We start from the raw sequence: 22759 nt of genomic DNA on the forward strand, positions 1-22759 counted from the left end.
GCTTATCGACTTTCAAGTTTCACCTGGTCGGCCGCTCCGGCTGGACACCGTCCGCCAATCCACAGTGCAGATTCGCGGCACCCACCCACAGGCCCGGCAACCAGCCGGCCGGAGGCCTCCTCCACGTACGGCCGCGGCCGCCTGTAGTGAGCGATTACGGGCGGGCGTGACGCTCGGCACAGAACCGCGAATCGGGCCATACAGGTCAGACGCGATCGATAGCTTCTGTGTCGCGACGCCCGGTCCACACCCCCGACTTGGACCGGGCGTCGCACCGTCCGGCTACTGGGAACGCGAACTCGCCGGTAGACGACCGATAAGCGACAATCCTTCGCATGTCGAAGAAGGAGCGGTCACAGACCGCAGGGGTTCGGGACCGAAAGACCGTGGCGTTCTGGTCGGTCATGGCTGTCGCGATCGTCGCGGCGCTCGTCATGTACGGAATCTCGGTTGTCCGGGAGGGCAGCCCTGACGAGGCGTACGCGTCGACGTACGTGCCGGCAACAACCGAAGTTGTGGCGCCCGTGATGCCGAAGAACCAGATCGCGGACGTGATGGGCCGCCTCAACGATCCGAGCCACGCTTTCCAGATCGTTGTCCTTGGGGATTCGACCGGTGTTGCACGCCGCGGGTGGGTCGTGCAGCTCGGGGAAGCGCTCGGCGCCAAGACTGGTCGTCTGGTGACACTGAACCCGTGGAGTGTCGAGCAGGAGCCGGACGGCTACATTCCCCCGTGGCGCCTGGCGAACGGAAGCCAGCCCGCTGTCACCATCTGGAACGGCTCCGCCTCCGGCACCAAGTCGGTGTACGCGCACTCGAACCTCAACCAGATCGTGCCGATCGACGGCAGCGCGGTTGACCTCGTGCTGGTCAATTACGGCCACAATGAGGAGACCGGTGGCCTCGTCGGCTACGCGGGCCCGCTCATGGCCGACATGATCAAGCGCTTCCCGAACGCTGCCATCGTCGGCGTTCTCCAGAACCCCGAGCGCCCCGGCTCGGCACACGAGCAGATGCACGACATCAACATCGAAGCGTTCCGCACCTACCTGCAGGGGCGGAACGATCCGATGATTGACGTATACACCCCGTACAAGGCGATGCCCGGGTGGGAGAACGCTTTCGAGGACAAGGGTGACCTTCATCCGAGTCAGGCCGGGTATGACCTGTGGGCCAGTGTTGTTCGGCAGGCGCTCGGGGTTTAGTTCCCGGTGAGGTAGCGGAGTGGGAGCCAGGTGCCGGGTCGCCCTTCGACGGTGCAGATCCATCCGTAGGTGATGTACTTGCCGCCGGCCGTGCCCTCTTCGACGGGATTCGAGTTCCGGATCTCATCGCCTACCCGATAGAACGTGCGGGTACCGGTGGGGATCGCAGTGCCCCGGTCGACACGTTGAGCCGGGGCGGTGCCGGTTTCGATCGTGAACCCACTCCGCGTGATGGCCCGATACGTCAGGTCGGCGATCTTCTGGTGCCCGAGGTCGGACGGATGAAGCTTGTCCACCATGTAGTAGGCGGCGACCTTGTTCATCGATGCCAGGTCGACCAGGATGGTGCGTTCACCGAACTCGGCGACGACGTCCGCCAGGACTTGGTTCAGGGCGAGGACTCCGGCGTCGGTGACCAGAGGTGTCCCGTAAGCGCTGTAGTCCACGAGCGTCGGCTGGTTCAGCACCGCGATCAACGGGCACTCGGGTTCCGGAGCCTCCCACGACCAGTAGTCGACCGCGGTGTATTCGGAGACCCCAGACACGGTGCCGGTGATGGTGTGGACGCCCGGCGTCAGGCCCTTCAGTCGGAGCACGTGCGGCTGCACCGCGCCGGACCGGGCATTGCGGAACTCGTAGCTGGTGGCCGTCCCGCCGTCGATCTTGACGCTGTGTGTCGCGCCTTTCCCCGCGCCAGAGGGTGCGTGGTAGCCGATGCATACCGTGCCACCGGGGAAGTCCTCCGGCGTGGTGATCGTGTAGGCCGCGCCATCGGCGGACGCGTACCGGTACGACCCTCCTGAGTTGCGGTCCGTGGAAGCTGGCGCCGGCCAGGTGCCGGTGTACGAGAACGTGGGCGAGGTGTCCTCGAAGATCGCCCCGGCGCGAAGGCGTGAGAGCACGACCCGCATTGACTCTTTCACCGGGGCCAGGAGCGTAGTGGTGTTGCCGAGCGTGTTGGCGTCGTTGATGCCGTAGTTCAGAACGAACACGCCACCGGGTGGAGCGAACCCACGTTGGGTGGTCGAGGGGACGCCGGACCCTGCGACGGCTCCGCGACTGTTGCGGGTGACCTTCTGCAGGACGGCTGCCCACGATGCACCTGACGATTCGGTGGCGACCGCGGTGCCTGCGATGGCGTCCATGCGCTCGCTGAGTTGCAGCTTCTCCGCGAGAAGGGAGCCGTACCGACGGCCGACGTCGGATGCTCCGATGCCGAACGCGTAGGAATGACCCCACACCCCGAGTGCGCCGTCGCGGCTGCGGACGATCTTGTCCTGCCGCCCGTAAGTGGCGTTAGCTTCCTCCTTGGTCGGCCGGTCGGCCAGCCCTGCGTGGGCCCCGTCGATGCCGTCGAGGATCTTGTCGAAAAGTTGTTTCGTGGCGCGGGTGACCCCGCTGACAATGTTTGGTCGCTCCCATGCCATGCGGGGCCACCCACCTTTCAAATGCGTTGTGGTCAGGCGATGATCAGGTCAGGCCCGATGACAGCCGAATTCGACTCGTCACCGATCATCGGGCCGACTAAGGGGTTCCGGCGAGGTCATCCTCGGTGCGCAGGCGCTTGACCGGGGCGAGTGCGTGGAGCTCGAAGTCGAATGCGTCGATCGACTTCCCGTCCGCGATCGCGGAGGCCACCGGGGTGCCGAGGGTCATGCGCTCGCAGTAGTAGCCGATGCCGTCGGACCGCTGCTTCGAGATCCACAGGAAGGCGAACTCTTCGTCGTCGGCGACGTCCCAGACGTAGATACCGCTGCCGGCCGAGGACTCCGTGATCGAGCCACCCTGGAGAGCGGTCTGCACGGAGGCCCGCGAGTAGTCGTACGCCTTGAACTTCAAGACCTCCTCGCGGGGATCGCGAAGGATCTTGTACGGGGCGTCGCGGTAGTTCGCGGCGTGGAGCTTGGTGAGGTTCTGCGACGGGCTCTTCTGGATGCCGGCCTCGACGCCGCCGAACGCGGGCCACGTCACCGCGGGGATGGCGGGCGGGCCGGTGATCGCCGCGGTGAGCGGGAGCTCGGTGCCGGTGAGTTTGAACGCGTTCGAGGGGATCTTGGTGCCGGCAGGCGCGCGGAACGCGTCGCCGTCCATCCAGGCGTAGGCGTTCTGGGGATTGGCGTGGTTGCTCACGGGTATTCCTCCTGCATGGGCTCACACGGTCGTGAGCGTCGATTGGTGGCCCGCCCGCGGATGCGCCAGGAACATCCGCGGGCGGGCGATCGGGGGTCGGTCAGGAGACCGACATCTTCAGCTCGACCCGTACGGGTGAGCGGTACAACGGCATGTCGTTGGCGCGGGACTTGTCGGTGAGCGCCAGGGGGCCGTCTCTCCACTCCCCCCGCCAGGTCCCGTTCCGCCACTGCACGGGGCGGGCGCGGCCGATCAATTCACCGGCGAGCGCGGCGATGTTCCACGCTGTCTCTTCCGGGTCGGTGTGACAGAACGCGTCGATGATCGCGGGATCGTCGGTCGCGGCCATCACCTCGATCGGCGGCACGCACGCGTCGATTTGCACCCACGGCCGCCGCAGCATCGGATCGGTACCGGTGTTCGCGGACGGCCGCACGAGTACGAACGGGCGCGTGATCTGCTCCGGAGTGTCCCGAGTCGAGATCAGATGCGCCGGAACGACGTCGGTGAACTCGGGCGTGTTGACGAGGAAGTCGCGCACCGCTGCCGGCGCGAACGGCATGACGATCCTCATCGCGGCTGCCACCCGGAGTATTCGCCGAACCGTGCGGCGTTGTTCGTCAGCACTGCGTGCGGCGGGGTGTCAACGGTGCCGTACTCCTTGAAGATCGAGTCCTCGTCCTCGTCGACGACGAAGACCCGGTCGCCGTCCGCCTCGACCGTGATGCCGTCGCGGTAGTCACCGGTGAGGACCGGGGCGTCGGCCCGGGCGCCCTGGGCGATCTCCATGCCGATGTCGAGACGGTCATCGAACGACGCTTCGATCGCTTCGGCCTTGGCCGCGCCCGGGTAGACGACGAACCGCGTGGGCATCAGGACTCCGCGGCCGCGCGAGGTCGACGAGAGCGCTTCGGCGCCGCCTCCGTCTCGGGAGTCGCGGGCACCTCGACGTCCACGGTGTCGGCCGGGAGCGGGTCCGGGTCGACCGGAAGATCGGCGGAGACCGGATCGGGCTCGTCCACGATCGGCACACCGTCGGCGATGTCCTCGGCCTCGAGGGAGGCGAGGTACGTGAGGTGTTCGACGTGGCGGTCGGATCCGCGGGTCGTCGAGACGGTCCGTCCTTCTGGATCGGTGAATGTGACGACGTCGGAATGGTCTTCGGACATGGTTACTCCTTCATGTCGGATGCTGAGCGCACGATCGCGGCGATGTAGGCGACGCGGCGCGAGCCGCGTGCAGGTCGTCGGGGCCGCGGTGTGCCGACGACTTGATAGGTGGTCCCGTCCTCACCGCGGAAGCGGTCGCGGCGCTGCGGCATGCGCGGAATACCTGGGTCGAGCAGCAGCACCGCGCCGGACGTCTCGTGGCCGTTCTCGATCTCGGTGTTCCCGACGTCGATCGACGACGAGGTGAGCTGCCGCTGCTGCAGCAGCCCCGTCCACGGGATCTCGATCGGCCGGCCCGGAAGCCGGTTGTTGGTCACCGGGTCGATGGTGGGTTCACTGTCGGCGAGCAGGGTCCACTTCTCGGGCAGCTTCCTCACCGCACACCGCCGATCCGGATCGAGAACGCGCCGCCGGTGCCATCCGCGCCCGGGGATAGCGAGTTGATCTCGCTCTTGGAAAACCAGATCAGGTCCGGGCCCGCGGTGTACGTGGTGGACAGCTCGGGGAACTGTTCACTGCGGGTGAGGATCCCGATGCGCAGCGACTCGAGCGCGCGCGCCACCGCGGCGGCGAGGGTGCCCCGCACCTGGTCGACGTCGAGCTTGCCGGCCGCGACCCGCTCGTCGAGACGAGGGACGAGGGATCGGAGCTTCGGCGCGGCGAACACGATCAGTTGTTCGATGCGCGCGAGCTCCGTTTCGTCGGGCGTCTCGCCGAGCAGGTCGGCGACGTTGGCTGCGGTGATGTACTTCTCAGGCGTCGCCGGAGTCGTCATCAGGCTCTCCCGCGGCGGTGACGTCGGCGGCGAGATCGGCGTCGGCGGCGACCTCGTGCGCAGCGATCGCGGCGAGGATCTCGTCCTTGTTCTTCGCCCCGTCGAGGTCGATGCCTTCGCGGCCGGCGTACGCCTTCAGCGCGGGCACCTTCCACTTGTCGTTCGGTGCGCCCTCCGGAATTTCCGGCGCCAGACGATTGATCTCGATCTTCGGGACGGCCAGTGCCGGCACCGCGGCGGCGTCGCCGATGCGGTAGCCGTGGCGGGCGAAGTAGGACAGGGCGTTGTGGTCGTCAGTCTCGCCGCGGCCGTTGATGAACGCGACGCCAGCGACGATTCCGGTGTAGCCCTCGACGGGGGTTGTCACAGCAGTCATCACGCCACCTTGATGTTGCGGAACACGGCTGCGGCCTTGGTGGCCTTCAGCGCGACGGACACGGGGCCGAGCTCGACCTCGCCCTTCTTCACCGCACCGGAGGTGGAGAAGTCGGGCAGCCAGGTCTGGACGAGCTGGCTGCCGACGGTGGTCACACCGTGGAAGCCATCGAGGCCGACGCGGAACGCGTACAGATCGGTGAGACCGGTCTGGGCGGTGCCGATGGTGCGGGACTCGATCGGGATGATCGGATCGTTGGTGCCGGCCTTCGCGCCCGGGTCGGCGAACACGATGCCGCCGTACGTCTCGCGCTCGACAGGGCGGCCGTTCGCGCCGATCAGGCCCTCGACCGGGTCCTTGGTGTACATTCCAGCGCGCCGCGCGGCCGCACGGACCCGGGCGAGGGCGCGGGAGTTACCGAGGATGACAGTCGGGCTGCCGTCGAGCAACGAGAGGAACTCGTCGATGGCGTCGAGCGCCTTGTGCTCGGCGCGCGTGTTGGTGTCGAAGTCCGTCCAGTCGGTGACGGAGGTTCCCCGGAACTCGGTCGAGCTGCCCGTGAGCGCCTTGTCGAGGCCGTCGAAGCCGGCCGCGTCGACGGCGGTGTCGCCGTTGATCACCTCGTCCTGGAACTTGGTGACCGCGGCCTTGATCTTCTGCTGCAGGTTCACCGCGACAGCGGCGGACGCGGCGGGCCCGATCGAGGCGATGACGCGGTCGACCTCGAACGCTCCGCCGAGCACGGCGAGTTCGGTGGTCTTCGGCACGGTGGTGACGTTCTGCGGCGTGTACTCGGTGTTGAGCGGCCGGAACGCGGCCGTCGCCTGCGTGACCAGGCGCCGGTACCCGTAGGTGAGCGTGGCACCGCCACCGGCCGGGTTCACGGCCTGGTCGAAGGTCAGCGCGTCGAGAACGGCGCTCTCCTTGCGGAACTCGTCGATGACCGTGGGGTCGTAGTCGGTCTGGGCGTTGTTCTTCGCCTCAGCCAGGGTGGTCGGTGCCATATCGGCTCTCCTTCAGTGTGGGACCGTGACGATCAGCTGCTGTAGTGGCTGCTCATCGCCTCGGTGAGGTTCGTGTGTGTCGTCTTGCCGCCTCCGCGGCCCTGGGACGGGTCCGGGGCCGGGTTCTTGGTCGCCGGGGTCGCTGCGCCGAGCAACTCCTTGAAGCTCTCGGCATCGGCGACGAGCTCGTCGAGCGTGGCGCCCTGCAGCCGGCCGGCCGCCGACAGCGGCAGACCAGCCTTGGCGGCTGCCTCGTACCGGAGCGCCTTCGTAGCGTTCTCGGCGGCCGTCCGCTCGAGCTCGGCACGCTGCTCGGCGTCGCGCTCGGCTTGGGTCTTCTGGGCGTCCTCGAACTCCTTCACGCGGTCCGCGAGCTCCTGCGCGCGCTGCTCGGCCGCAGCCCGCGCCTCTCGCTCGCTACGGAGCGCCTTCATCCCGCCTTCGCCGAGCGGCTCTCCTTCCGGCTTCGCCGGATTGGTCGGAGCAGGCGCAGGCGGTGTCGGGTTGGCCGGCGGCGTCGCGCCGCCTTCACCACCCGGCCCACCTTCGGGGCATTGAAGTACCGCAGCCAGGGCCGGTTCTTGCGCATGACGATGTCCTCCATCGCGGAGTCGGTCCGCGGCGCATCGCGCGCCGCAGTTCGTGAATCCCCACCGGTCGGCGGGAAGAGTGTGCCGCCTACGCGGCGCCGAGCACGTACCCGTTGATCCGGAGCAGGCGCAGTGCCTGCTCCCGGGATTCGGCGAGTTCGTAGATCGCTTCGGGCATCAGCCGCGGCGTCCGGCGCGCGGTGCGTCCGCGCGACCGGATGACCTTGCCGGCGATGCCGCGTTTCGTGACGCCCTCGGTCGTGGTGAACAGCTGCTGCCCGTACACGTTCTGCCGCTGCAGTTGCCCCGCGGCGTCGAGCCCGTGCGCACCGCGGCGGGCGTTGACGACCTGGTTGATGTCGGCGCCGTCGCGGATCGCTTCCGCGCCAGCCGCCGTGAACAACTTGTCCTGCTGCTCGGTGTCGAGGGAGTCGAAGAACTTCCGCGGTTCGGTGGTGAGGTCGCCGGCAGTGTTCTCGGTCGCCGGGATGTGCCGACAGTTGCACTTCGGGTGCCGCAGGAAGCCCGCGCTGTAGCGGTAGAAACGCCCAGCGAGGACCACACACCGCGAACACGACGGCGGCACCAGCATCCGCACGTATCCCACCCGCGGCCGGGCAGCGATCGCCAGCCCGGTCGCGACGCGCGAGGCGTCTGCGAGTTGGGTGTGCATGCGCAGCATCAGCGCATGCAACCCGGGCCCGCGCCACGCCTGCAGCGCCGCAACCGATCCGGGCTCGGCCGACTTCCCGACCGCACCCTTCGCGGTGATCACGGCGCCATACAGCAATGAATCGAGCGGGCGGCCGTCGGAGGCGATGCCGACGAGGCGGGACTGGTTGATCTCGACATCCGGGTCGACCGGAGTTCCTGCCTCGTCGAGTGCGCCGGCGACGTACTCGTCGGCGCCCATCACCGCACGCTCCTGGCCGACCGCCAGGAGACCGGTCAGCTCATCGACGTGCTCAGCGAACCACGCATCGAAGTCCGCCGGCGGGCGACGCCCCCAAATCCGCTCGGCTCGGGCGAGGACGACCCCGCTGATCTTGCGCTGTTCCTCGTAATGATCAGTTGCCGCCTGCAGGATCATCGGTACCCCGATTCTCGTTCAGCGGTCGGGTGAGGAACGCGCCCAAGCCCTCGGCGGCTTCCTGCTCGAGGTACTTGCGCTCGCGGGCCTTGCGGGCTTCGCTCCACCCGAGCTCGTCCCACGCGCCCTCGCGGGAGAGGATCTCCTTGCCGCCGGTCATCTTGTTCAGACCGTCGACCTTCTGCGCGAACGTCGGGGTGCCGGCGTCGTGCCACTCGACCCGGATCAGATCTCCGTCCGGCCACACGCCTGTCCGCAGGCGTTCGGCGATGCCGAGGACCCAACCCCAGCAGTCGCCGAACATCCGCTGTTGCTTCTCGCAGCGGGTGATCAGACGGTTCTCCGCAGCCCGGATCGCGCCCTCAGCAGGGGGGTTCGCGGTCGAGATGCCGAAGTAGTCCGGCGGCAGCCCCGTGATGGACGACATCTGCTCGGAGAGCATGGTGACTACCTTCGTGAAGTTCGCCAGATCAGCGGCGTCGAAGTTGCCGAACTTCGCGGCCGGGTTCGCAGCTGCCTTCATCGCGGTGAAGTATGACTCCCAGACCGCGAGCGGCTCTCCGTTCTCGTCGACGAAGTCGCCCTTCGAGACGCCTACCGCCCATTTGTCCGGCACTGAATGCGACTCGGCTGCTACCTGCAGGTTCATCAGCTGCCGACCGACCATGTCGGTCGGGCCGATCAGCGGGGCGATCTCTGAGCGGCCCACGAATTTGCCGGCGCGAGGGCGGTTGAGGAACAGCACGATCGGGACCCGCCCCAGGCCGTGCCGGTCGCGCTTCTCCTCGACCAGTCGGCCGAATATGTTCGTACGGAGACTGATCGTCTCGTCCGGAAGGTAGAGCGTCGCGGCCTGCCGACCGATGTCGTCGACGTACGTGCGCAGGGCCGCCGTCAGGCGGCGGCTCTGTTGATCGACGATCGAGGTCATGTGCTCCGGGGACTCCACCCGAATCAGGGGGCGGCCGGACGGGTCCGGGTTCGTACCCACCGACACGTAGGAACGGCGGTAGATCAGCGCGTCGAGGTGCGCCAGCATCGACTGCGAATCGAGGTTCGATGCGTTCCAGTCCAGCATCATCTCCTCGTCCGCGAGTTCGGTGTCCGGACGGATGATCATCTTGACGTTCAACCGATCGTTGATCGCGTCGACGGCGATCTGCGGCCATGCGAGGGCGAACTCGAAGACCCGTAGCTCCGGCGGGACGGCGAGGCCGATCGTCGGAATGATCTGCTCTGCGTTGTAGTACGCGTCGAACTTTTTGTCCTCTCTGCGTTCACGCGTCGCGTTCGTACGCAGCTCCCGCAGCATCGCCGACTCAGCCGAAGACAGACCCACCTCGCCCTCGCCTCCTCTCACTTCTCGCAGTTGCAGTCGAGCGCCCCTTGCTGGCGCCGAAACAGATCACCGTCGTGTCGGACTTCTCCGGCCAGCCGCTGGCCTCCGCATCGCACGCCGCGGCGTGGGCGAGCACCGACGTCATCGCGGCGTCGATCTTGCGGTGCTGCTCGCCGCCAGGCTTGCCGAGGATGTACCGCTGACCGTTCTGCGCGACCTTTATCGCATTCGCCATGTGCACACGCGTGATCGGGCACCCGTCATCCTTGATCCGCCCCTCCTTCAGATCCACGAGGAACCGCTCAAGTTCCTCGTGCATGAACTTGACCCGGTACGTCGGCCACTCGACGACGCGCTTCTCGCCGTACTTCTGCGCCCACTCCCCGATCTCAGTCCGCCAACCCGGCGGGTCGTAGTAACCGCGCGAGACATCCCACCGGTCGTGGATCTCGTCGAGCGCTACCGCGACCTCGTGGCGCGGGATCTGCCCGCCCCACTCCGCCGGATTCCAGATCGTCGGCCGCTTGACGGGCCCGTAGCGCGGGGTGAACAGCCGCCCAGATCGAGTGCGACACCGGATCACCGTGAAGTCGTCACTGTCCGAGCCGTCGAACCCGACACTGACCTGCGTACCGCGCTCGGGGTTCGGGAGCCATTTGATCTCACGCACGGGCATACGCGCTCTCCCACAGTCCATCCGGAAGCCACGCGCCCATACCCGAGACCTTCATGTTTCCGTAGAACCGCTGCGCCTCGGCTGGATTCGTCTGCATCAGGTCCATCGCCTCGGCGTCGATCGCATCCAGTTCGATCCAGCTGCAGCCGTCGTAGACGTACCGCAGGATCTTGCGCCGATCCCGCTTGTTGTTCCATGACAGACCCGCCGGTGGCGTGCGCAAAAACTTGAACACGTCTTTCACGGTGCCCTCGAAAGTCTGTTGGGCATCGGAGTTTTCGGCCGGATCCCACATGTTCGTCGTCGCGATCGACCGACCCTGCATACCGGCTACACCACGCCGCTGCGTAGACGCGACCTTGATCATCTTGTTCTCTTTGGTGTACAGGCCGTTCTCATCCTGCAGCACGAACGTGATCGGGTTACCGAGCCGCGAGTTCGCGGACGCGGTGACGACGTCGATCCGGCACTCGTCACCTGGCAGCCGGATGAAACCCTCGCGGATCGCCATCAACTCGGAGAGCGGGCCGTTGCGGATCATCGTCTTCAGCGGGTCGTAGACGTTGTCGACCTGGTCTTCCGACGTTGCCGTCAGCTGGATAAGCGGCGACGGGTGCGGCATACCCTTCGGCTCGCCGGCCCGGTACTCGTGCTCGAATCCGCAGTCGCAGCCGTGGTCAGCGCACCGGTACACCTCACCGTCTTCGGCCCACCCCGCGAACAGGGAGGGCCCGACCGCTTCGATGCACACGATCGTCGCCGACCACGGGCCCTTGCCGCACTTTTGCGGACCGACGATCAGCGATCGGCGGTACACGAATGCGGTGCTCCTCAACGGATTCTCGGGAATCCACTTCGCCTTCGGTCGCACCCGATAGTGCTGCGCGGTGCAGTAGAACTGCCAGTCAGCCGACACGAACGGCTCCCCTTTGTGGTGGCCGGTCGGGATCGAGCAATGCGCCTGGACCCACGCGTCCTGCAGGTGCGCGAGGGTCGGAAAGTCGACGACGTAGTCAGCCGACATCCGGCACCGGCGACAACCGCCGCTGCGGACCCGATCGACGCGCGGACTTCCGCGGCGTCCGCGTCGGTTCCGGAGCTCCACTCGGCTCGACCACGCCCTCGACCGGACCGATGATCCAGCCGTTCTCCTTCAGCCCGGCGGGCGTGAGTCCGATCTGATCTGCGAAGCGCGTCGCAGACGTGACCGTCGCGGCCGGCGCATCAGCGGCCTCAGCCTTGACCGACCACCGCACCCACTGACCGATCGTGTACCAACGCCACGGCTCCTGAATCCACTGCGTCGCCTGCGGAGTCCGCCACGCCCACTCCCACACCTCCGCCTCACGGACAGTCTGGGCAGCGAGCGGAAAGTCCGGGATCTTCTCCTGGTAGCCGCCGGCGTCGAGCCGCTTCGCCTTCAGATCCCGCGCGTCAGAACGCGCTGACACCATCGACGGATGCGGACCTGACCTGTTCCGGGCACCACCATGACCAGCCATCACTCACTCCTTCAGCAGCATCGCGCCGCACACGACGTCGGCCGGCATCGCGCCTGGCCGACAGGGAAACGAGTCACGGATCGGACGCGTGACGAAAAGACCGCCCGGGCAGCCACACCACCGCCGCTCTCTCAGACGGCGGATCTACCCAACGGCCGGCGCACTTCGGCAGCCGACTGCGGGCGTTGTGTGCAGCTTCGCTCCCATCCAGCGCTGGGTTCGGATGACGCTGGCGGGTGACGTCCACCCGGGCGGAAAACTATGAGGTGAGAGCAGCGACGATCGCGCCGAAGACGGCGTCCTTTCTCCGCTGTGTCTCGGGTAGCTCGTCGTACGGGACCAGACACGGATGAGTCTTTGCGACCTCGTCCTTGGTCTCGCCATACGTCCAGCCGTCCGCGCGCTTGTACTCGCACCAGGACTCGTGGAGTTGCTCCGACGTCGCCCCGTTGATCGCCTTCTCGACGCCATCGATCGCGGACTCGCGCTGCCACTCCGGAGCGTCGTCCCATCCGGGTGACACCGCAGGATCGCAGAGGATCATCTGGATCGCGCGGTTGGCTTCGTGGCAGACCCGCGCGATGTCGACGAAGTATGCGGGTCGCTTCACGTCGTCTCCCCGGCTGACGAATTCTTCCTCGGTGTCGGTGTCGCGATGGGGCAGATCGTGACCCCGCACCAACCTGCAGCAGAGGTTCTCGCCCTCGTCCCACTCGCCGCACTCGGGGTTAGTGCAGTCGTGGTCTGGCTGATGGGTCGGGCAGAAGTACTTGCCGCAGCCGGGCTCGTCAGCGTCTTTGTGACCCTCTGGGTTCTGACCGCACAGGTAGCCGAGTCCGCGATCAATCCGTGCGGCGCAGCCAGCGCGGTCGCACTCCGCCTCGACCCCGTATCCGGCCTCGCGGCCGTCCGGCAGCAGGTAGTACGCGTATCCCATGTCGAACCCTTCTGGTGAGTCGATCGATTGCGCCGTAGCCACGGCTCGGCATTGGCAGGTGGCACCCGCCGGAACGTGTTGAACCCTCCGCACCTCTCAGAGCCCTCCCCCGCGGCGAGGGGCGCGCGTCCCGTTCGGGGTACCCCCCTGGGGGTGCCGGTCGGGCGATCGAACACCCGTTCGACTTAGGATGCCCTCACTTCGAACCGGTCGGCCTGGCGCGAGTTGCAGCGCCGGCACGCGACACCGAGCGGGCCGCGCGGATCGCCGCCGCGCGCGATCGGGACGAGGTGGTTCGCGGTCAAGTCGCGGCTGGGATGCGGTGGCTCTCCGATGCCGGGGCACCAGTAGCCATGCGCGGCCACGTGATCATCGACCGCCTTCTTCCTGCGCTTCTGCTCTTTCCAGTCCCGGGTCACCTTGGTCGGTGTGGTTCTACGTTGGTGCGCTTCACGATCCGCAGCGTGCGCCCGGCAGAGCGGCGCGCGCTGGATCTCGGGACAGCCGTGCACTCGGCACACGCGCATGGTGTTGCGGGTCATCACCGGATCCTCTCCGTTGCAACGGGTACGCAGCTGCACCTACCTCGAAGGGGCGGAGGGTACGCACGGTCGCATTAAGTCGGCCAGTCGTGCCGCGCACGGTCGGGCGGTGGTGTGGTTTGACGAGCGCCTGCGACGGGGAGGACCCGGTGAATGATTACGCGGCCAGGACTTAGAGTCACTGGCCGCGCAAGCGCAGCTTACACCATCGAGTGCGCACACGCAGGTCAGCCGGTTTCAGCAACTTCGCGTGTCCGCGTCTGGTTCTGGTGTGCTTGCGCTTCGGTGTCCCGGAGGTCGTTGACGCTGTACCCGACGACTCCGTCAGCGTGAATGGTCTGCACGGTCCCGCGCTTGACCCATCGCCTGATGGTGTCCCGACTGCGGCCGGTCAGTCGCATCGCTTGCCGGAGCGTGACGTACTCGTCGGTGTCGACGTCGAGCAGATCAGTCAACGGCCCACTCCTCGCGATAGTCGGCGTGATCCGAGTACACGGCGGCGAGGAGATCCAGCACAACTTCGAGAGCCATCGCGTGACCCCATCCGAGTCGGGATACTTGGCGTCCTTGTACAGCTCGTAGTCGGCGAGGACCCGCCGCTTCGCTTCCACTTCACGCAGCACTCGGGCCGGGTCGTAGCGGGCGATGTGATCAGCGATGGGGAGCAGCACGTCGTCATCGTCGTGACCGCAGATTGCCGTGTGGTCCGCCATGACGTATCCGTGGGTCTGCCTACCGGTTCCGTCATCCTTCGAAGTCCATGTCGAGTCTCCGCCGAAGGTGGCCGAAATGGCAGCAGTCGCCGTCTGCTCATCCTCGTCGAGCCGTGCCTGCAGGAACTCCAGGATCTCGTTCATTGCCATCCGTTCCCTTCGTTTTCCCCGAGGCTACGGCGCCGTGCTCGGGGTCGCGTTGTGACGCCACGGATCTCGCGTCCGTAATGCTCTGCGGTCTGCGCTGCCCAGGCCCACTCCGACTCGGGTACTCGTTCCCCGCAGCGTGGGTCGGAGCAGGCGACGAGCATGGGGTACGCGTACGCGAGTGGGCGGATGGTCTGCGACTCGACTTGGCCGCGATGGCTGACCGCGAACAGGCGGTACTCGTCGTCGTAGACCGGGGGCCCGGCCGGCGGGTGCACGAGGACCGACTCTCTGCTGCAGCGTGCGCATCGGTATCCGCGGAGTCGACGGGCGCGGTCACCGGTAGGCCAGCGCGCGAGGTGCGTCCCGCGCTGGGCCCCGAGCTCCTGCGTCATCTCGCCGACCCAGTCCCGCTCGATGATCCAGTCGAACCGGTCGAGCAGGAACCGGGCAGCCATGTTCGCGGTCATCCATACGGCCGGCCCTGGCCGGATCCCGATGACCCTGCGTTCGCCTGTGCGGTCCACCCGCCGCGCTGCGGGCAAGTCCGGCTCTGCCTCTCCCCTGTACGCCGCGACCATCCTCGCCCACTCGCAGAGGTAGACGAGCTCCTCGTCGGCGGCGTCGACAGCCGCGACCGAGAGCGGGAGCGGTGCTTCGTTCTTCGTCGATCGGGTGTAGCCGTTGCTGCGATCCGGGGCCGAGTTCGTCGGCTCGATCTGCTCCCGGAGCCACGCGATCATCTGCGGGGTGTCCGCGATGAGTTCCGCCAGGCGTGCGGCGTGGCCGCGGCACAGCTGAGCGTGCGGGTGGGCGCCGGCGACCGGGCGGCCGCCGTGGATCGCGAGGTCGTGCACGGCGCGGACGCCGTCACCGATACCGGTCTTCCCGTCCGGGAGCCGGAACGGTTCGCCGACTGCCGGTACCCGGCGGTGCGGCAGAACGCAGAGTCGGTCGGCCACCTACTCCTCCATCCTCTTCCACTGCTTCGATTCGGGGTCGATCACCCAGCCGTGCAGGCGGTTGAGGATCGCCTGCGCGAGGGGCGCGTAGAACTGGTCGTGTGAGCGGAACGCCTGCGGCTGGTCGAGGTGGCCGAAGAGCAACCCGCGCAGCCCTTTCGCGAGGTCGCGGACCTGCGGCCCGGTGTCGGTCGGGTATGGCGGCAGTTCGGCGGGCGGCGCATCCTGAGCCGCCGCGACAGCGGCCCGGATAGTACTCGGATCGACACCGCTCACGGCTGGTCACCGCCCTCCGCCACACGAGCAGCAGCCAGAAGCACGAGCCCGAGTTCCCTCAGCTTCGCCGCGTCGTACTCGCCCCTGCCGATCGTGCTCGCGACGTAGGCCCGACCAGGCTCCACACCAGCGATTACCTCGGACATCGCGGGAAGCCAAACCTTCTGCCCGTCCTCGTCGATCGCTTCGGGCAGCTCGACGACCGCCTTGCCGGCCGCCTCAAGTGCAGCCACGACATGCGCGGCGTGCAGGTCCTCGATGCGGTGGTAGCCGTCTCGGTCTGCGTCCCACTGCCACCCGCAGTCGCAGCCCACGTAGACGAGTCGGTGTGCGGCGATGATCTGTTCCGCGGTGCTCATGCCGGACCCTGCTCGGTGACGCCGACGTACCGGATGTAGAGCTGTCCGCCCCGGACGGCTCCCTCGAAGCCGGGGCCGAATCCGCCCCCGCCCTTGCGGATCTGGTTGACGACCGAACTCGGTTGCTTGAACTTGTCGCCATCGGTCGAGCGGTACTCGATCCACTGGTCGACGTTGTCCTTCGCGAAGTCGATCAGCTGCTGGCGGATGGGCGGGACCGTGGGGCGGCGGCCGCTCTTGGTGTCGGGCAGTTCACCGACGAGCTGGAAGGCAGGCGGGGTTGCGGTGGCCGGCGCCTTCGTCGCAGGCATCGCAGCCGGAGTCGGGTTGACCACGACGGCGCGGGGACGATTGCCGGGGACGGGCATCGGAGGAGAGATGGGGCCGCCACGGACCTGAGCTCTTGCGGCTTCGCGTCGTTCTCGTCGTTCGTCTGCCGCGTCCATGTCGGCGAGAGATCCGTAGGTCACTGGTGGTCTCCGATCGTGGGTGGGGTTGTGCCGGTGGTGTTGCGGGATCTGCGCCGTCGTCGTCCTCGGGAGGATGCGCGAGGCAGGTTCTGTCGTGTGGTGGGTTGCGTTGAGAGATCCGGGCTCCCGTCCCGTCCCGACCCGTCCCGCCCCGTCCCGCCCCGTCCAGTCCGGACAGGATCCGTACCCTGCTCGCCTGTCTGGCCTTGTCCGGTCCTGTCAGGGTTCTGACAGGCCGGGGGTTCGCGCTGGTCATCGCCCGGGCTGATGGCGTGCTCCGGTTGGCTGCCGGGTCGCGGAGACGTCGCGTCCGCCGACGGGGTGTCGGTTCGCTGTGCAGGAGCATCAACGGGGTTGATGCGCTGAACTGCCGCGTTCTCCGGCTGGGTGCCGGGTCGCTGTCCTGCGGGGGCCGCGGGCACCGACGGCGTGTCGGTTCGCTGGCCGGGCGTCTCGGTGGCGGCGGGCGGGAGGCCCGGCGCGCGGTTGCCTGGGGTGATGACCCTTCGGGGCGGGGTGGGACCTCGTACCCGTTGCGCTGGCGCCATTCGTTGTTGGTGAGCCAGGTGATGGTGTGGGGGCTGTAGTAGGGGCTACTCGGTTCGGGGAGAAGTCCGGTGGACCCGGCTGGAACGGCTCCGTCCTTGCGGCTGCTGTTGCAGCTGCGGCAGCACACGACGTAGGTGTCGATCGTCGCGGGCTGCCCGGGCGCGAGGTGGTCGTACGTGCCCGACCGGCCGCCGGTTCGGGAGTTCCAGTCGACAACATCGCCGCACCAGCGGCATCCGTCTCCGTCGCGGATACGGACCGGGACGATCAGCGCGGGGTTGCTGTTGTCGAGCTTGCGCTGTTTCTCCCAGTCGATCTCTTCCTTCAGACGGAGATGGAGGAAGTCCGGGTCGTCGTCGACGAGCTTGTAGACGGTGCGTCCGTCGACAGCGACCTCTGTGAGGTAGCCGGCGTCCTTCGCGACGTCGAGCAGTAGGTCCACACGTGACGCGCCACCGATCAGAACCGCTGTACCACGGGTAATCAGATAGTCGGTCGTGTGCGCACCTGCCTGCGCGGCGCAGCGTGAGATGAAGCCGTGCACCTCGTTGAGGAGTCTGTCGTCGAAAGCCTCGTGCTCGATGACGTTGAGGACGATCGGATGGTTCGCGGACGTGTCGCCCCAACGCACCCACGGCACGGGTCAATCACCTACCCGGATCGTGTTGGGAAGCAGCATCATCGGCAGTCCTATCGTCGAGGGCGTACAGCGAGGCGGGGCGCGCGGCGGATCGGGGCCGCAGCAGTCGGACATCAGTTGCCACCGCCGCTGGTCGGTTGAGGCTCACGGAACCCGCTGTCGGCGCGGTCCTTCAGGATCCGCGCCGCGATCGCCGCCTTCGCGTCGACGTCCCAGTCTGGGCGGCGCGAGGCGAGTGCCACGCCGAACCCGTAGGCGCGGTCGCCCTTCCATCCTCCGGACCGGTCGCGGCGATTGGGGATGCCATTGGGGGACTCGACGTTGACTACCCAGCTCTCCGTGCGGCGACGACTCTTCGGGCGCCCATACGTTTGGCGCTGGAGGGTGGCCGTGACCGGATATGCGCCTTCGGGGAGCTCGACGACGAGATCGGCGCGGTCGACGTCGGCATGCCAGTAGCGGGCGGGACCGTAGAAGTGGTCGAGCGGGCTTACCAGCCAAGAGCCGGAACGCCATTGAGCGAACTCCCCGCGGACCCAGTTGTCGGGGTGCACCCACGCGGACAGGTAGGCCCGGCCGTTGTGAATACGTACTGAGAGGTCGCGACCGTCCCATGGATGCCGCTCCTCGCGCGTGAGCCACGCGGCGAGCTTGCGGCCGTTCTCGGTTCCCCAGTAGATTCCGCTGCCCAGGATGGTCAGGTGGCCGTCGAATGGAGTTTCCGACGCCGCGGTTCCCACGTGGAAGCGGGCGCTGAACTCCGGGTTTGGCTTCCGGATGATCGTCTCAAGGTGGCCGGCGAACAGTTGCGGTCCGTCCTCGAATCGACGGACGGTGAGGAACCGGCGCATGTGGTGGAGCACGCCGCGAGCGGGGCCACTCTCACGGCGGTTCTCGTCGATTACGTATCGGTGCACGTGCATGGGATCAGGAGTCCTTCGGTTCTGCGGTGGTGACGAGCTGGCACACCACGCGCTTGTTCTCGGCGTGGTGCCAGCCGTACGTGTCTTGCTGGATGGGGGCGGCGCAGTGCTTGCAGGTTCGGCGGCCCTGCTGCTCGGCTTCGCGCTTGCGGCGGCGCTCGCGGACGAGATCCTGGCTCACCGGGAAGCCTTCTTCGCGACCTCGGCGTGCCACTCGCAGCCCGGTGACGGTGCGGTCAGAACCTTGCCGCAGAGGCACCGCTTGATACCGAAGATTCGGTGCAGTTCGAGGGCCCACGTATGGATGCGTCCGGTGTCATCGCGGACGGCGTTGTCGTCCGAAAGGATTTCGACGACGCGTTGGTGCTGCTGGCGGGTCAGGTACTTGCCGATGTGAGGCAGAGGAACTTCGGACGGCTCGGACGCGACGATGGCGTCGTACCAGCGTTCGACCCAGCGGGCGTCGCCATAGGCGGTGTGCTGCTCGTCCTCGTCGGGAGGGTTTACTCCGCAGAGTTTCGACAGCTCGTACGACCTGTACGGGAGTTCCGGGGCGTCTTCGATCAGTTGCATCTCGGCGTGGGCGTGGAGCATGCCGAGGGCCATCGCGGGGACGTCGATGAGGTGGTAGTCCCAATTGGGCATCAGTCGGTTGCGGCGGAGCATGCGTTCGAGCACATCGGCGTCGAAAGCCGGGTTCACACCGACGAAATGCGCGCCGGCCGTGAACTCGGCCACCTGCTGTGCGGCGTCGAACTCGAAGAGTGGTGCCGGTTCACGGTCGGCGCCGGCGTACTTCGCGGGATCGCGGTATCTGACGTGGCGTTCCCAGAACCGACCGACGTTGAGGCTGTGCGGGTCGGCGTCGGCGATGTCGACGTCGATGATCTGCAAGATGCAGGTGGTGGTCGCGCCGTTGTGGCGACGGATCATCGCGATCTCCCACGGGCGGCGGTGCCCTGGGTGGAGTGAGGTGGTCTCGGTGTCGACGAAGACGAGCGGAGTGCTGGTCACTTGTTCCTCCTGGCGGTCGAGCAGTTGACGGAGTGGGGCAGGTACATCTCGCGGCCGCCGGCGCGCATCGCGGCGGCTTTCGTGTTCTGGACGACGTTCGCGCGGAGCACGCCCGCCCAGTTGTAGAGAGCGACAGTGCCGCTCAGTGACGGCTCGGGTTCGACGGCGACTGGCTTGCCGGCGTCGGTCACGGCCTGCACGATGAGCGCGCGGCAGGTTCCGCAGGGCTCGGGTCGGGCAGTACTGGCTCGGTGCTCACGTGTGGACTCCCGTCCCGGTGGCGAGGTCGACGCGCGGTTCCGCACTCGGGTGCGGCAGCCGGGCGTCCCATCCGTCGGACCAAGCGGCGAGGTCGGCTGATGCGTTCTTCCCGACCGGGACGGTCGGCAGTAGTCCCAGGAACGACTCGCCGCAGCTGACGAGCAGCTGGTCGATGCTCGCCCGGGACTCGAGGAAGAGCGGTTGGCCGTAGACGCGCGCTGCTGGTCGAAAGTCGGCGAGGTAGCCGGCGCTGACGTAGATGCCCGAGACCGGTCGCGGTTCCCGCGAGCGGGCGCGGGCGATCAGCCGGGCGATGTCCGGGTAGTTCTCGGCGCTTGTCAGGCGCGGGAGGACGAGAGATTCCCCGTCGATCCCGGGAATACCGGAGACGTCGGAGACGGTGACGTAGTTGTCGCCGATCTCGATCTGGACCTGGGCTTCGGGCTCGTCGGCCTTCTTCTTCCGGGCCTTGAAGACGGAGAGGATCTTGGCGACCTGGTCGCGTCCGATATCGACGGTGTCGGTGTCGTTCGCGTCGTTCACTTCCCAGATCGAGGCGATCGCGAGGGCGTACGCCTTGCCGTTCGTCGCGGTTGCGGTGAGGTTGTCGGGGTCGATGGTGAGGCGGAGGCGGCCCAGGTCTTCCCACTCGGGTGAGCGTGCGGGGCGACGGCGGCGAGTGCCTGCCGCAGGTCCTTCGTTTCGACGACGATCGCGGTCATCGTGGGCTACCTCCTGCGCTGTCGTGGTATGGGGATTTCGAGTTGGCCGGCGACTTCGACGTGCTGTTCGGGGCGTTCGATCCACCGCCAGATCTGTTCGCGCCGGTCGAGCGGGAGGCTGTTCCACCAGGCGTCTGCGGACATCGGCTGCTACTCGTCATCGGCGGCAGCTTCGGCGCGCGCGAGATCGTCGAGGAGACCGGCTTCGACGTCCGACCACTCGTAGCCGAGCGGGCCGCCGAGCTCACAGCGCCATGCGTTGGCGGACTGGAGTGAGTACGGCGGGCAGTCGGGAAGCCACCGGGACAGGTTGTCGAGTGCGAGCTCGGCGGGGAGCTGCTCGAGGTAGCGGAGCAGGATCACCAGCTTCGCAGCGCTCATGCTCTGCGCCGCTCCCCGGACGCGGTCCGCGAGGATGTCTCCGCGGTCATCGGTGTTGTCGAGGACGGCGGGAAGGCTGAGCATGTCGACGACGAGCTCGAGGACGTCCACCTCAGTCTCGTCGAGCTGGTCGGAGACCATCCCGATCAGCAGTTCATGGGCGGTGTCGGCGCTCCCCTCCACCAGAACGTCGCGAAGGTGGTCGCGGCGCACGGTGGCCGCGGTGGTGAGGTCGGCGGCGAGCTGCTCGCGGCGGGCCTGCTCGGCGGCGGCCTCGGTCTTTGCCTTCTGTGCGGCGCGGGCTTCCTCGACGGAGGGGCGCTCGGTTGTCGGCGCGGCATCGACCTCTTCGTCGGCTTCGTCCTCTGTGACGAGGACGTGCCAGGAGACGCATCCGTCGATGGCGCCGTAGCCGGAGTCGTGGAACGACGCGCAAACCGATTCCGAGGTGCGGTCTTTCGGCTCGGCCGGGAGCTTCGCCCACAGCAGGTTCACTCCGCGCGCCTTCGTCTGCTCGAGCCGGAACGCCTCACGCTCGTCGTTGTCCATCACGCGGACGCCTTCGGTGCGTAGCGCGGCGACGAGCTTGGTGCCCGCGTCGGCGCGGCTTCGGGCGTTCTTCGCGTTCTGCACAGCCCACGACCAGTTCGCGGTGCCGGGGTACTTCGCGAGCGTCTCGTACACGTTCGGATAGGCGGCGAACTGCTGAAGTGTGAGGGCCTCGTCGATCGTGATCTGCCGGTCGATGACCTTCGTTCGGACGTCCTCCGGCGCTGCGGCGATCTTCACCCGTTCGCGGATCGTTTTCTGCGTGCGTCCGGTTCGCGCGGAGATCGCCTTGACGTCGATGGAGAGGTCGAGGAGCGCCTGGTAGGCGTCGCCCTCTTCGACGGCGTTGAGGTCCGAGCGTTGCAGGTTCTCGGTGAGCATCGCCTGCAGCTGGTCGGCCCCGCCGGTGAGGTCATGACGGATGACGCACGGCACCGTCTTCAGGCCGGCCTTCTTCGCGGCGGCGTGGCGCCGGTGCCCGGCGATGATCGTCCACCGCTGGTCGAGGATCTCGTGGGGCGCAACGACGAGAGGCTGCAGGACACCCTGCGCCTTGATCGAGGTAGCGAGGTCGCTGACATTGCCGACTGCAGTGCGCACGTTTCGCGGGTGCGGAACGAGATGGGCAAGTGGGAGCTGTTCGAACACTGTTGTGGTGGTGGTCATCTGAGGTTCCGTTCGGTTCGTCGGGAGAGTCGGCGGCGGGGCGTGTAGACGGCGTGCGCGGGGCGTGGGTTGCGGGGCCGGTGGGCAGCGCAGGAGTCGCGGTGCAGGATCCAGAGCCGCTCGCCGTTGGCGATGGCTCGGTGCAGGTCGTCGCCCTTGAGGACTTCCGCGTAGACCGTGGCGGGACGGTCAGGTCCGTTCTCGTACACGAACCGCTTGCGGACCGATCCGAGTCCCGGGTCCGGGGAGGTGTCGAGCGCGATCCACGAGTCCTCGCGGACCATCGACTTAGCCCACGCGATCGGCTGGCGGCATTCCTTGCACGATGAGCTCACGTCTCCGGGGTCCTTTCCGGTCCAGCGCGGTTCGGTTCCAGGCCGCAGTTCTCGCGGATCCGCGCGGTGGTGTAGGTGGTCCACCGTGTGTGCGTTGCGATCTCGGTGTCGGTCATACCGCGGCGGACGAGGGCCGCCATCAGCACCCGACGGTCGTACGGGGTGAGCACTTCGGCGGGCTGGGTGCCGGCGAGTGCCGCCTCGAACCAGATCGGGTTGTCGAGCTGATGGCGGCCATTCATGGCAGGAGCCTGGCGGCCTGGATACCGATGATCGCGGCGGCCGCTGCGAGGATCGCGATCAGCGCCCACGCCTCCCCCGTCGAGCAGTCCCCGGACGCCAGGCCGAGGACTGCGGCGATGGCGGCGACGGCGGCTGCGAGTAGCGCGATCACGGCAGCAGCTCCGCGAGCCGGTATGTGATCCAGCAGGCGGCGATGATGCCGGCACCGATCGCG

Annotated in this window: 32 protein-coding genes and 1 pseudogene; 2 read left to right on the top strand and 31 right to left on the bottom strand. The window is 67.4% G+C overall.

The window, feature by feature from the left end:
• Positions 1 to 335: 335 nt before the first annotated feature.
• Complete coding sequence (locus E7742_RS11130; RefSeq protein WP_137799008.1) at positions 336 to 1205, top strand: SGNH/GDSL hydrolase family protein; 870 nt, start codon at positions 336 to 338, stop codon at positions 1203 to 1205.
• Here E7742_RS11130 and E7742_RS11135 read toward each other — a convergent pair.
• The 22 genes and pseudogenes from E7742_RS11135 to E7742_RS11240 all read right to left on the bottom strand — a co-directional run bounded on the left by E7742_RS11135 (position 1202) and on the right by E7742_RS11240 (position 16103).
• Entirely contained in the window at positions 1202 to 2632 is a 1431-nt protein-coding gene (locus tag E7742_RS11135) for a hypothetical protein (RefSeq protein ID WP_137799009.1), read from the bottom strand. The two genes, E7742_RS11130 and E7742_RS11135, sit on opposite strands and share 4 nt — an antisense overlap.
• 97 nt (positions 2633 to 2729) lie before the next feature.
• Positions 2730 to 3335, bottom strand: a complete 606-nt coding sequence (locus E7742_RS11140) for a hypothetical protein (protein ID WP_137799010.1) — start codon at positions 3333 to 3335, stop codon at positions 2730 to 2732.
• Positions 3336 to 3435: 100 nt separating this feature from the next.
• On the bottom strand, positions 3436 to 3909 hold the full coding sequence (locus tag E7742_RS11145; protein ID WP_137799011.1) for a hypothetical protein: 474 nt from the start codon (positions 3907 to 3909) through the stop codon (positions 3436 to 3438).
• Positions 3906 to 4208: an HK97 gp10 family phage protein gene (locus E7742_RS11150; protein ID WP_137799012.1), complete on the bottom strand. Its 303-nt coding sequence runs from the start codon at positions 4206 to 4208 to the stop codon at positions 3906 to 3908. Before E7742_RS11150 ends, E7742_RS11145 begins: the two co-directional genes overlap by 4 nt.
• Positions 4208 to 4504: a hypothetical protein gene (locus E7742_RS11155; RefSeq protein WP_137799013.1), complete on the bottom strand. Its 297-nt coding sequence runs from the start codon at positions 4502 to 4504 to the stop codon at positions 4208 to 4210. Before E7742_RS11155 ends, E7742_RS11150 begins: the two co-directional genes overlap by 1 nt.
• A gap of 2 nt (positions 4505 to 4506) precedes the next feature.
• Positions 4507 to 4881 (bottom strand): hypothetical protein, encoded by a 375-nt coding sequence (locus E7742_RS11160; RefSeq protein ID WP_137799014.1) that lies wholly within the window; start codon positions 4879 to 4881, stop codon positions 4507 to 4509.
• The gene (locus E7742_RS11165) at positions 4878 to 5279 is read right to left on the bottom strand and encodes a hypothetical protein (RefSeq protein ID WP_137799015.1); all 402 of its coding nucleotides are present in this window, start codon (positions 5277 to 5279) and stop codon (positions 4878 to 4880) included. Before E7742_RS11165 ends, E7742_RS11160 begins: the two co-directional genes overlap by 4 nt.
• Positions 5257 to 5655 (bottom strand): hypothetical protein, encoded by a 399-nt coding sequence (locus E7742_RS11170; RefSeq protein WP_137799016.1) that lies wholly within the window; start codon positions 5653 to 5655, stop codon positions 5257 to 5259. The genes E7742_RS11165 and E7742_RS11170 overlap by 23 nt, the downstream gene beginning before the upstream one ends.
• Positions 5655 to 6659 (bottom strand): major capsid protein, encoded by a 1005-nt coding sequence (locus tag E7742_RS11175; protein ID WP_137799017.1) that lies wholly within the window; start codon positions 6657 to 6659, stop codon positions 5655 to 5657. The genes E7742_RS11170 and E7742_RS11175 overlap by 1 nt, the downstream gene beginning before the upstream one ends.
• Before the next feature lie 32 nt (positions 6660 to 6691).
• Entirely contained in the window at positions 6692 to 7093 is a 402-nt protein-coding gene (locus E7742_RS23210) for a hypothetical protein (protein WP_175420465.1), read from the bottom strand.
• Positions 7094 to 7337: 244 nt separating this feature from the next.
• Positions 7338 to 8339, bottom strand: a complete 1002-nt coding sequence (locus E7742_RS11185) for a hypothetical protein (protein ID WP_137799019.1) — start codon at positions 8337 to 8339, stop codon at positions 7338 to 7340.
• 118 nt (positions 8340 to 8457) lie between these two features.
• Positions 8458 to 9651 (bottom strand): annotated as a pseudogene (locus E7742_RS11190) (phage portal protein); the annotation flags it as partial.
• Positions 9652 to 9658: 7 nt separating this feature from the next.
• Entirely contained in the window at positions 9659 to 10354 is a 696-nt protein-coding gene (locus tag E7742_RS11195) for a terminase (RefSeq protein ID WP_254699243.1), read from the bottom strand.
• A complete protein-coding gene (locus tag E7742_RS11200) occupies positions 10341 to 11171 on the bottom strand; it encodes a terminase (protein WP_254699244.1) in 831 nt (276 codons plus the stop codon). Before E7742_RS11200 ends, E7742_RS11195 begins: the two co-directional genes overlap by 14 nt.
• Positions 11172 to 11367: 196 nt before the next feature.
• Positions 11368 to 11808, bottom strand: a complete 441-nt coding sequence (locus tag E7742_RS11205; RefSeq protein ID WP_254699245.1) for a hypothetical protein — start codon at positions 11806 to 11808, stop codon at positions 11368 to 11370.
• 307 nt (positions 11809 to 12115) lie between these two features.
• The gene (locus E7742_RS23365) at positions 12116 to 12793 is read right to left on the bottom strand and encodes a RyR domain-containing protein (protein ID WP_217497533.1); all 678 of its coding nucleotides are present in this window, start codon (positions 12791 to 12793) and stop codon (positions 12116 to 12118) included.
• A gap of 185 nt (positions 12794 to 12978) precedes the next feature.
• Positions 12979 to 13335, bottom strand: a complete 357-nt coding sequence (locus E7742_RS11215; protein WP_137799022.1) for an HNH endonuclease — start codon at positions 13333 to 13335, stop codon at positions 12979 to 12981.
• 227 nt (positions 13336 to 13562) lie between these two features.
• Positions 13563 to 14192, bottom strand: a complete 630-nt coding sequence (locus tag E7742_RS23875) for a DUF6221 family protein (RefSeq protein ID WP_137799023.1) — start codon at positions 14190 to 14192, stop codon at positions 13563 to 13565.
• A complete protein-coding gene (locus tag E7742_RS11225) occupies positions 14189 to 15157 on the bottom strand; it encodes a hypothetical protein (protein ID WP_137799024.1) in 969 nt (322 codons plus the stop codon). The genes E7742_RS23875 and E7742_RS11225 overlap by 4 nt, the downstream gene beginning before the upstream one ends.
• Positions 15158 to 15433 carry a hypothetical protein gene (locus tag E7742_RS11230; RefSeq protein ID WP_137799025.1) on the bottom strand — a complete coding sequence of 92 codons (276 nt, stop codon included), beginning with the start codon at positions 15431 to 15433 and terminating at the stop codon, positions 15158 to 15160.
• Entirely contained in the window at positions 15430 to 15792 is a 363-nt protein-coding gene (locus E7742_RS11235) for a hypothetical protein (RefSeq protein WP_137799026.1), read from the bottom strand. The genes E7742_RS11230 and E7742_RS11235 overlap by 4 nt, the downstream gene beginning before the upstream one ends.
• Entirely contained in the window at positions 15789 to 16103 is a 315-nt protein-coding gene (locus E7742_RS11240; protein ID WP_137799027.1) for a hypothetical protein, read from the bottom strand. The genes E7742_RS11235 and E7742_RS11240 overlap by 4 nt, the downstream gene beginning before the upstream one ends.
• A 733-nt stretch (positions 16104 to 16836) precedes the next feature.
• Here E7742_RS11240 and E7742_RS11245 point away from each other — a divergent pair.
• Complete coding sequence (locus E7742_RS11245) at positions 16837 to 17247, top strand: hypothetical protein (RefSeq protein ID WP_137799028.1); 411 nt, start codon at positions 16837 to 16839, stop codon at positions 17245 to 17247.
• A gap of 317 nt (positions 17248 to 17564) precedes the next feature.
• Here the strand turns inward: E7742_RS11245 and E7742_RS11250 are convergent, their stop codons facing one another.
• From E7742_RS11250 to E7742_RS23220, 9 genes are all read right to left on the bottom strand, one after another.
• Positions 17565 to 18302, bottom strand: coding sequence for a hypothetical protein (locus tag E7742_RS11250; protein ID WP_137799029.1), 738 nt, complete (start codon positions 18300 to 18302; stop codon positions 17565 to 17567).
• Positions 18303 to 18378: 76 nt separating this feature from the next.
• The gene (locus E7742_RS23215; RefSeq protein ID WP_175420466.1) at positions 18379 to 18555 is read right to left on the bottom strand and encodes a hypothetical protein; all 177 of its coding nucleotides are present in this window, start codon (positions 18553 to 18555) and stop codon (positions 18379 to 18381) included.
• Positions 18552 to 19388, bottom strand: coding sequence for a 3'-5' exonuclease (locus E7742_RS11255; RefSeq protein ID WP_137799030.1), 837 nt, complete (start codon positions 19386 to 19388; stop codon positions 18552 to 18554). Before E7742_RS11255 ends, E7742_RS23215 begins: the two co-directional genes overlap by 4 nt.
• Entirely contained in the window at positions 19385 to 19579 is a 195-nt protein-coding gene (locus E7742_RS11260) for a hypothetical protein (RefSeq protein WP_137799031.1), read from the bottom strand. Before E7742_RS11260 ends, E7742_RS11255 begins: the two co-directional genes overlap by 4 nt.
• A gap of 64 nt (positions 19580 to 19643) precedes the next feature.
• The gene (locus tag E7742_RS11265; protein WP_137799032.1) at positions 19644 to 20192 is read right to left on the bottom strand and encodes a hypothetical protein; all 549 of its coding nucleotides are present in this window, start codon (positions 20190 to 20192) and stop codon (positions 19644 to 19646) included.
• Between the two features lie 329 nt (positions 20193 to 20521).
• Positions 20522 to 21967: a ParB/RepB/Spo0J family partition protein gene (locus tag E7742_RS11270; RefSeq protein ID WP_137799033.1), complete on the bottom strand. Its 1446-nt coding sequence runs from the start codon at positions 21965 to 21967 to the stop codon at positions 20522 to 20524.
• A complete protein-coding gene (locus tag E7742_RS11275; protein WP_137799034.1) occupies positions 21964 to 22302 on the bottom strand; it encodes a hypothetical protein in 339 nt (112 codons plus the stop codon). The genes E7742_RS11270 and E7742_RS11275 overlap by 4 nt, the downstream gene beginning before the upstream one ends.
• Positions 22299 to 22544, bottom strand: a complete 246-nt coding sequence (locus E7742_RS11280; protein ID WP_137799035.1) for a hypothetical protein — start codon at positions 22542 to 22544, stop codon at positions 22299 to 22301. Before E7742_RS11280 ends, E7742_RS11275 begins: the two co-directional genes overlap by 4 nt.
• Positions 22541 to 22696, bottom strand: a complete 156-nt coding sequence (locus E7742_RS23220; protein WP_175420467.1) for a hypothetical protein — start codon at positions 22694 to 22696, stop codon at positions 22541 to 22543. The genes E7742_RS11280 and E7742_RS23220 overlap by 4 nt, the downstream gene beginning before the upstream one ends.
• Positions 22697 to 22759: the final 63 nt, after the last annotated feature.

Source organism: Rhodococcus sp. SGAir0479 (assembly GCF_005484805.1).
Taxonomy (GTDB): domain Bacteria; phylum Actinomycetota; class Actinomycetes; order Mycobacteriales; family Mycobacteriaceae; genus Prescottella.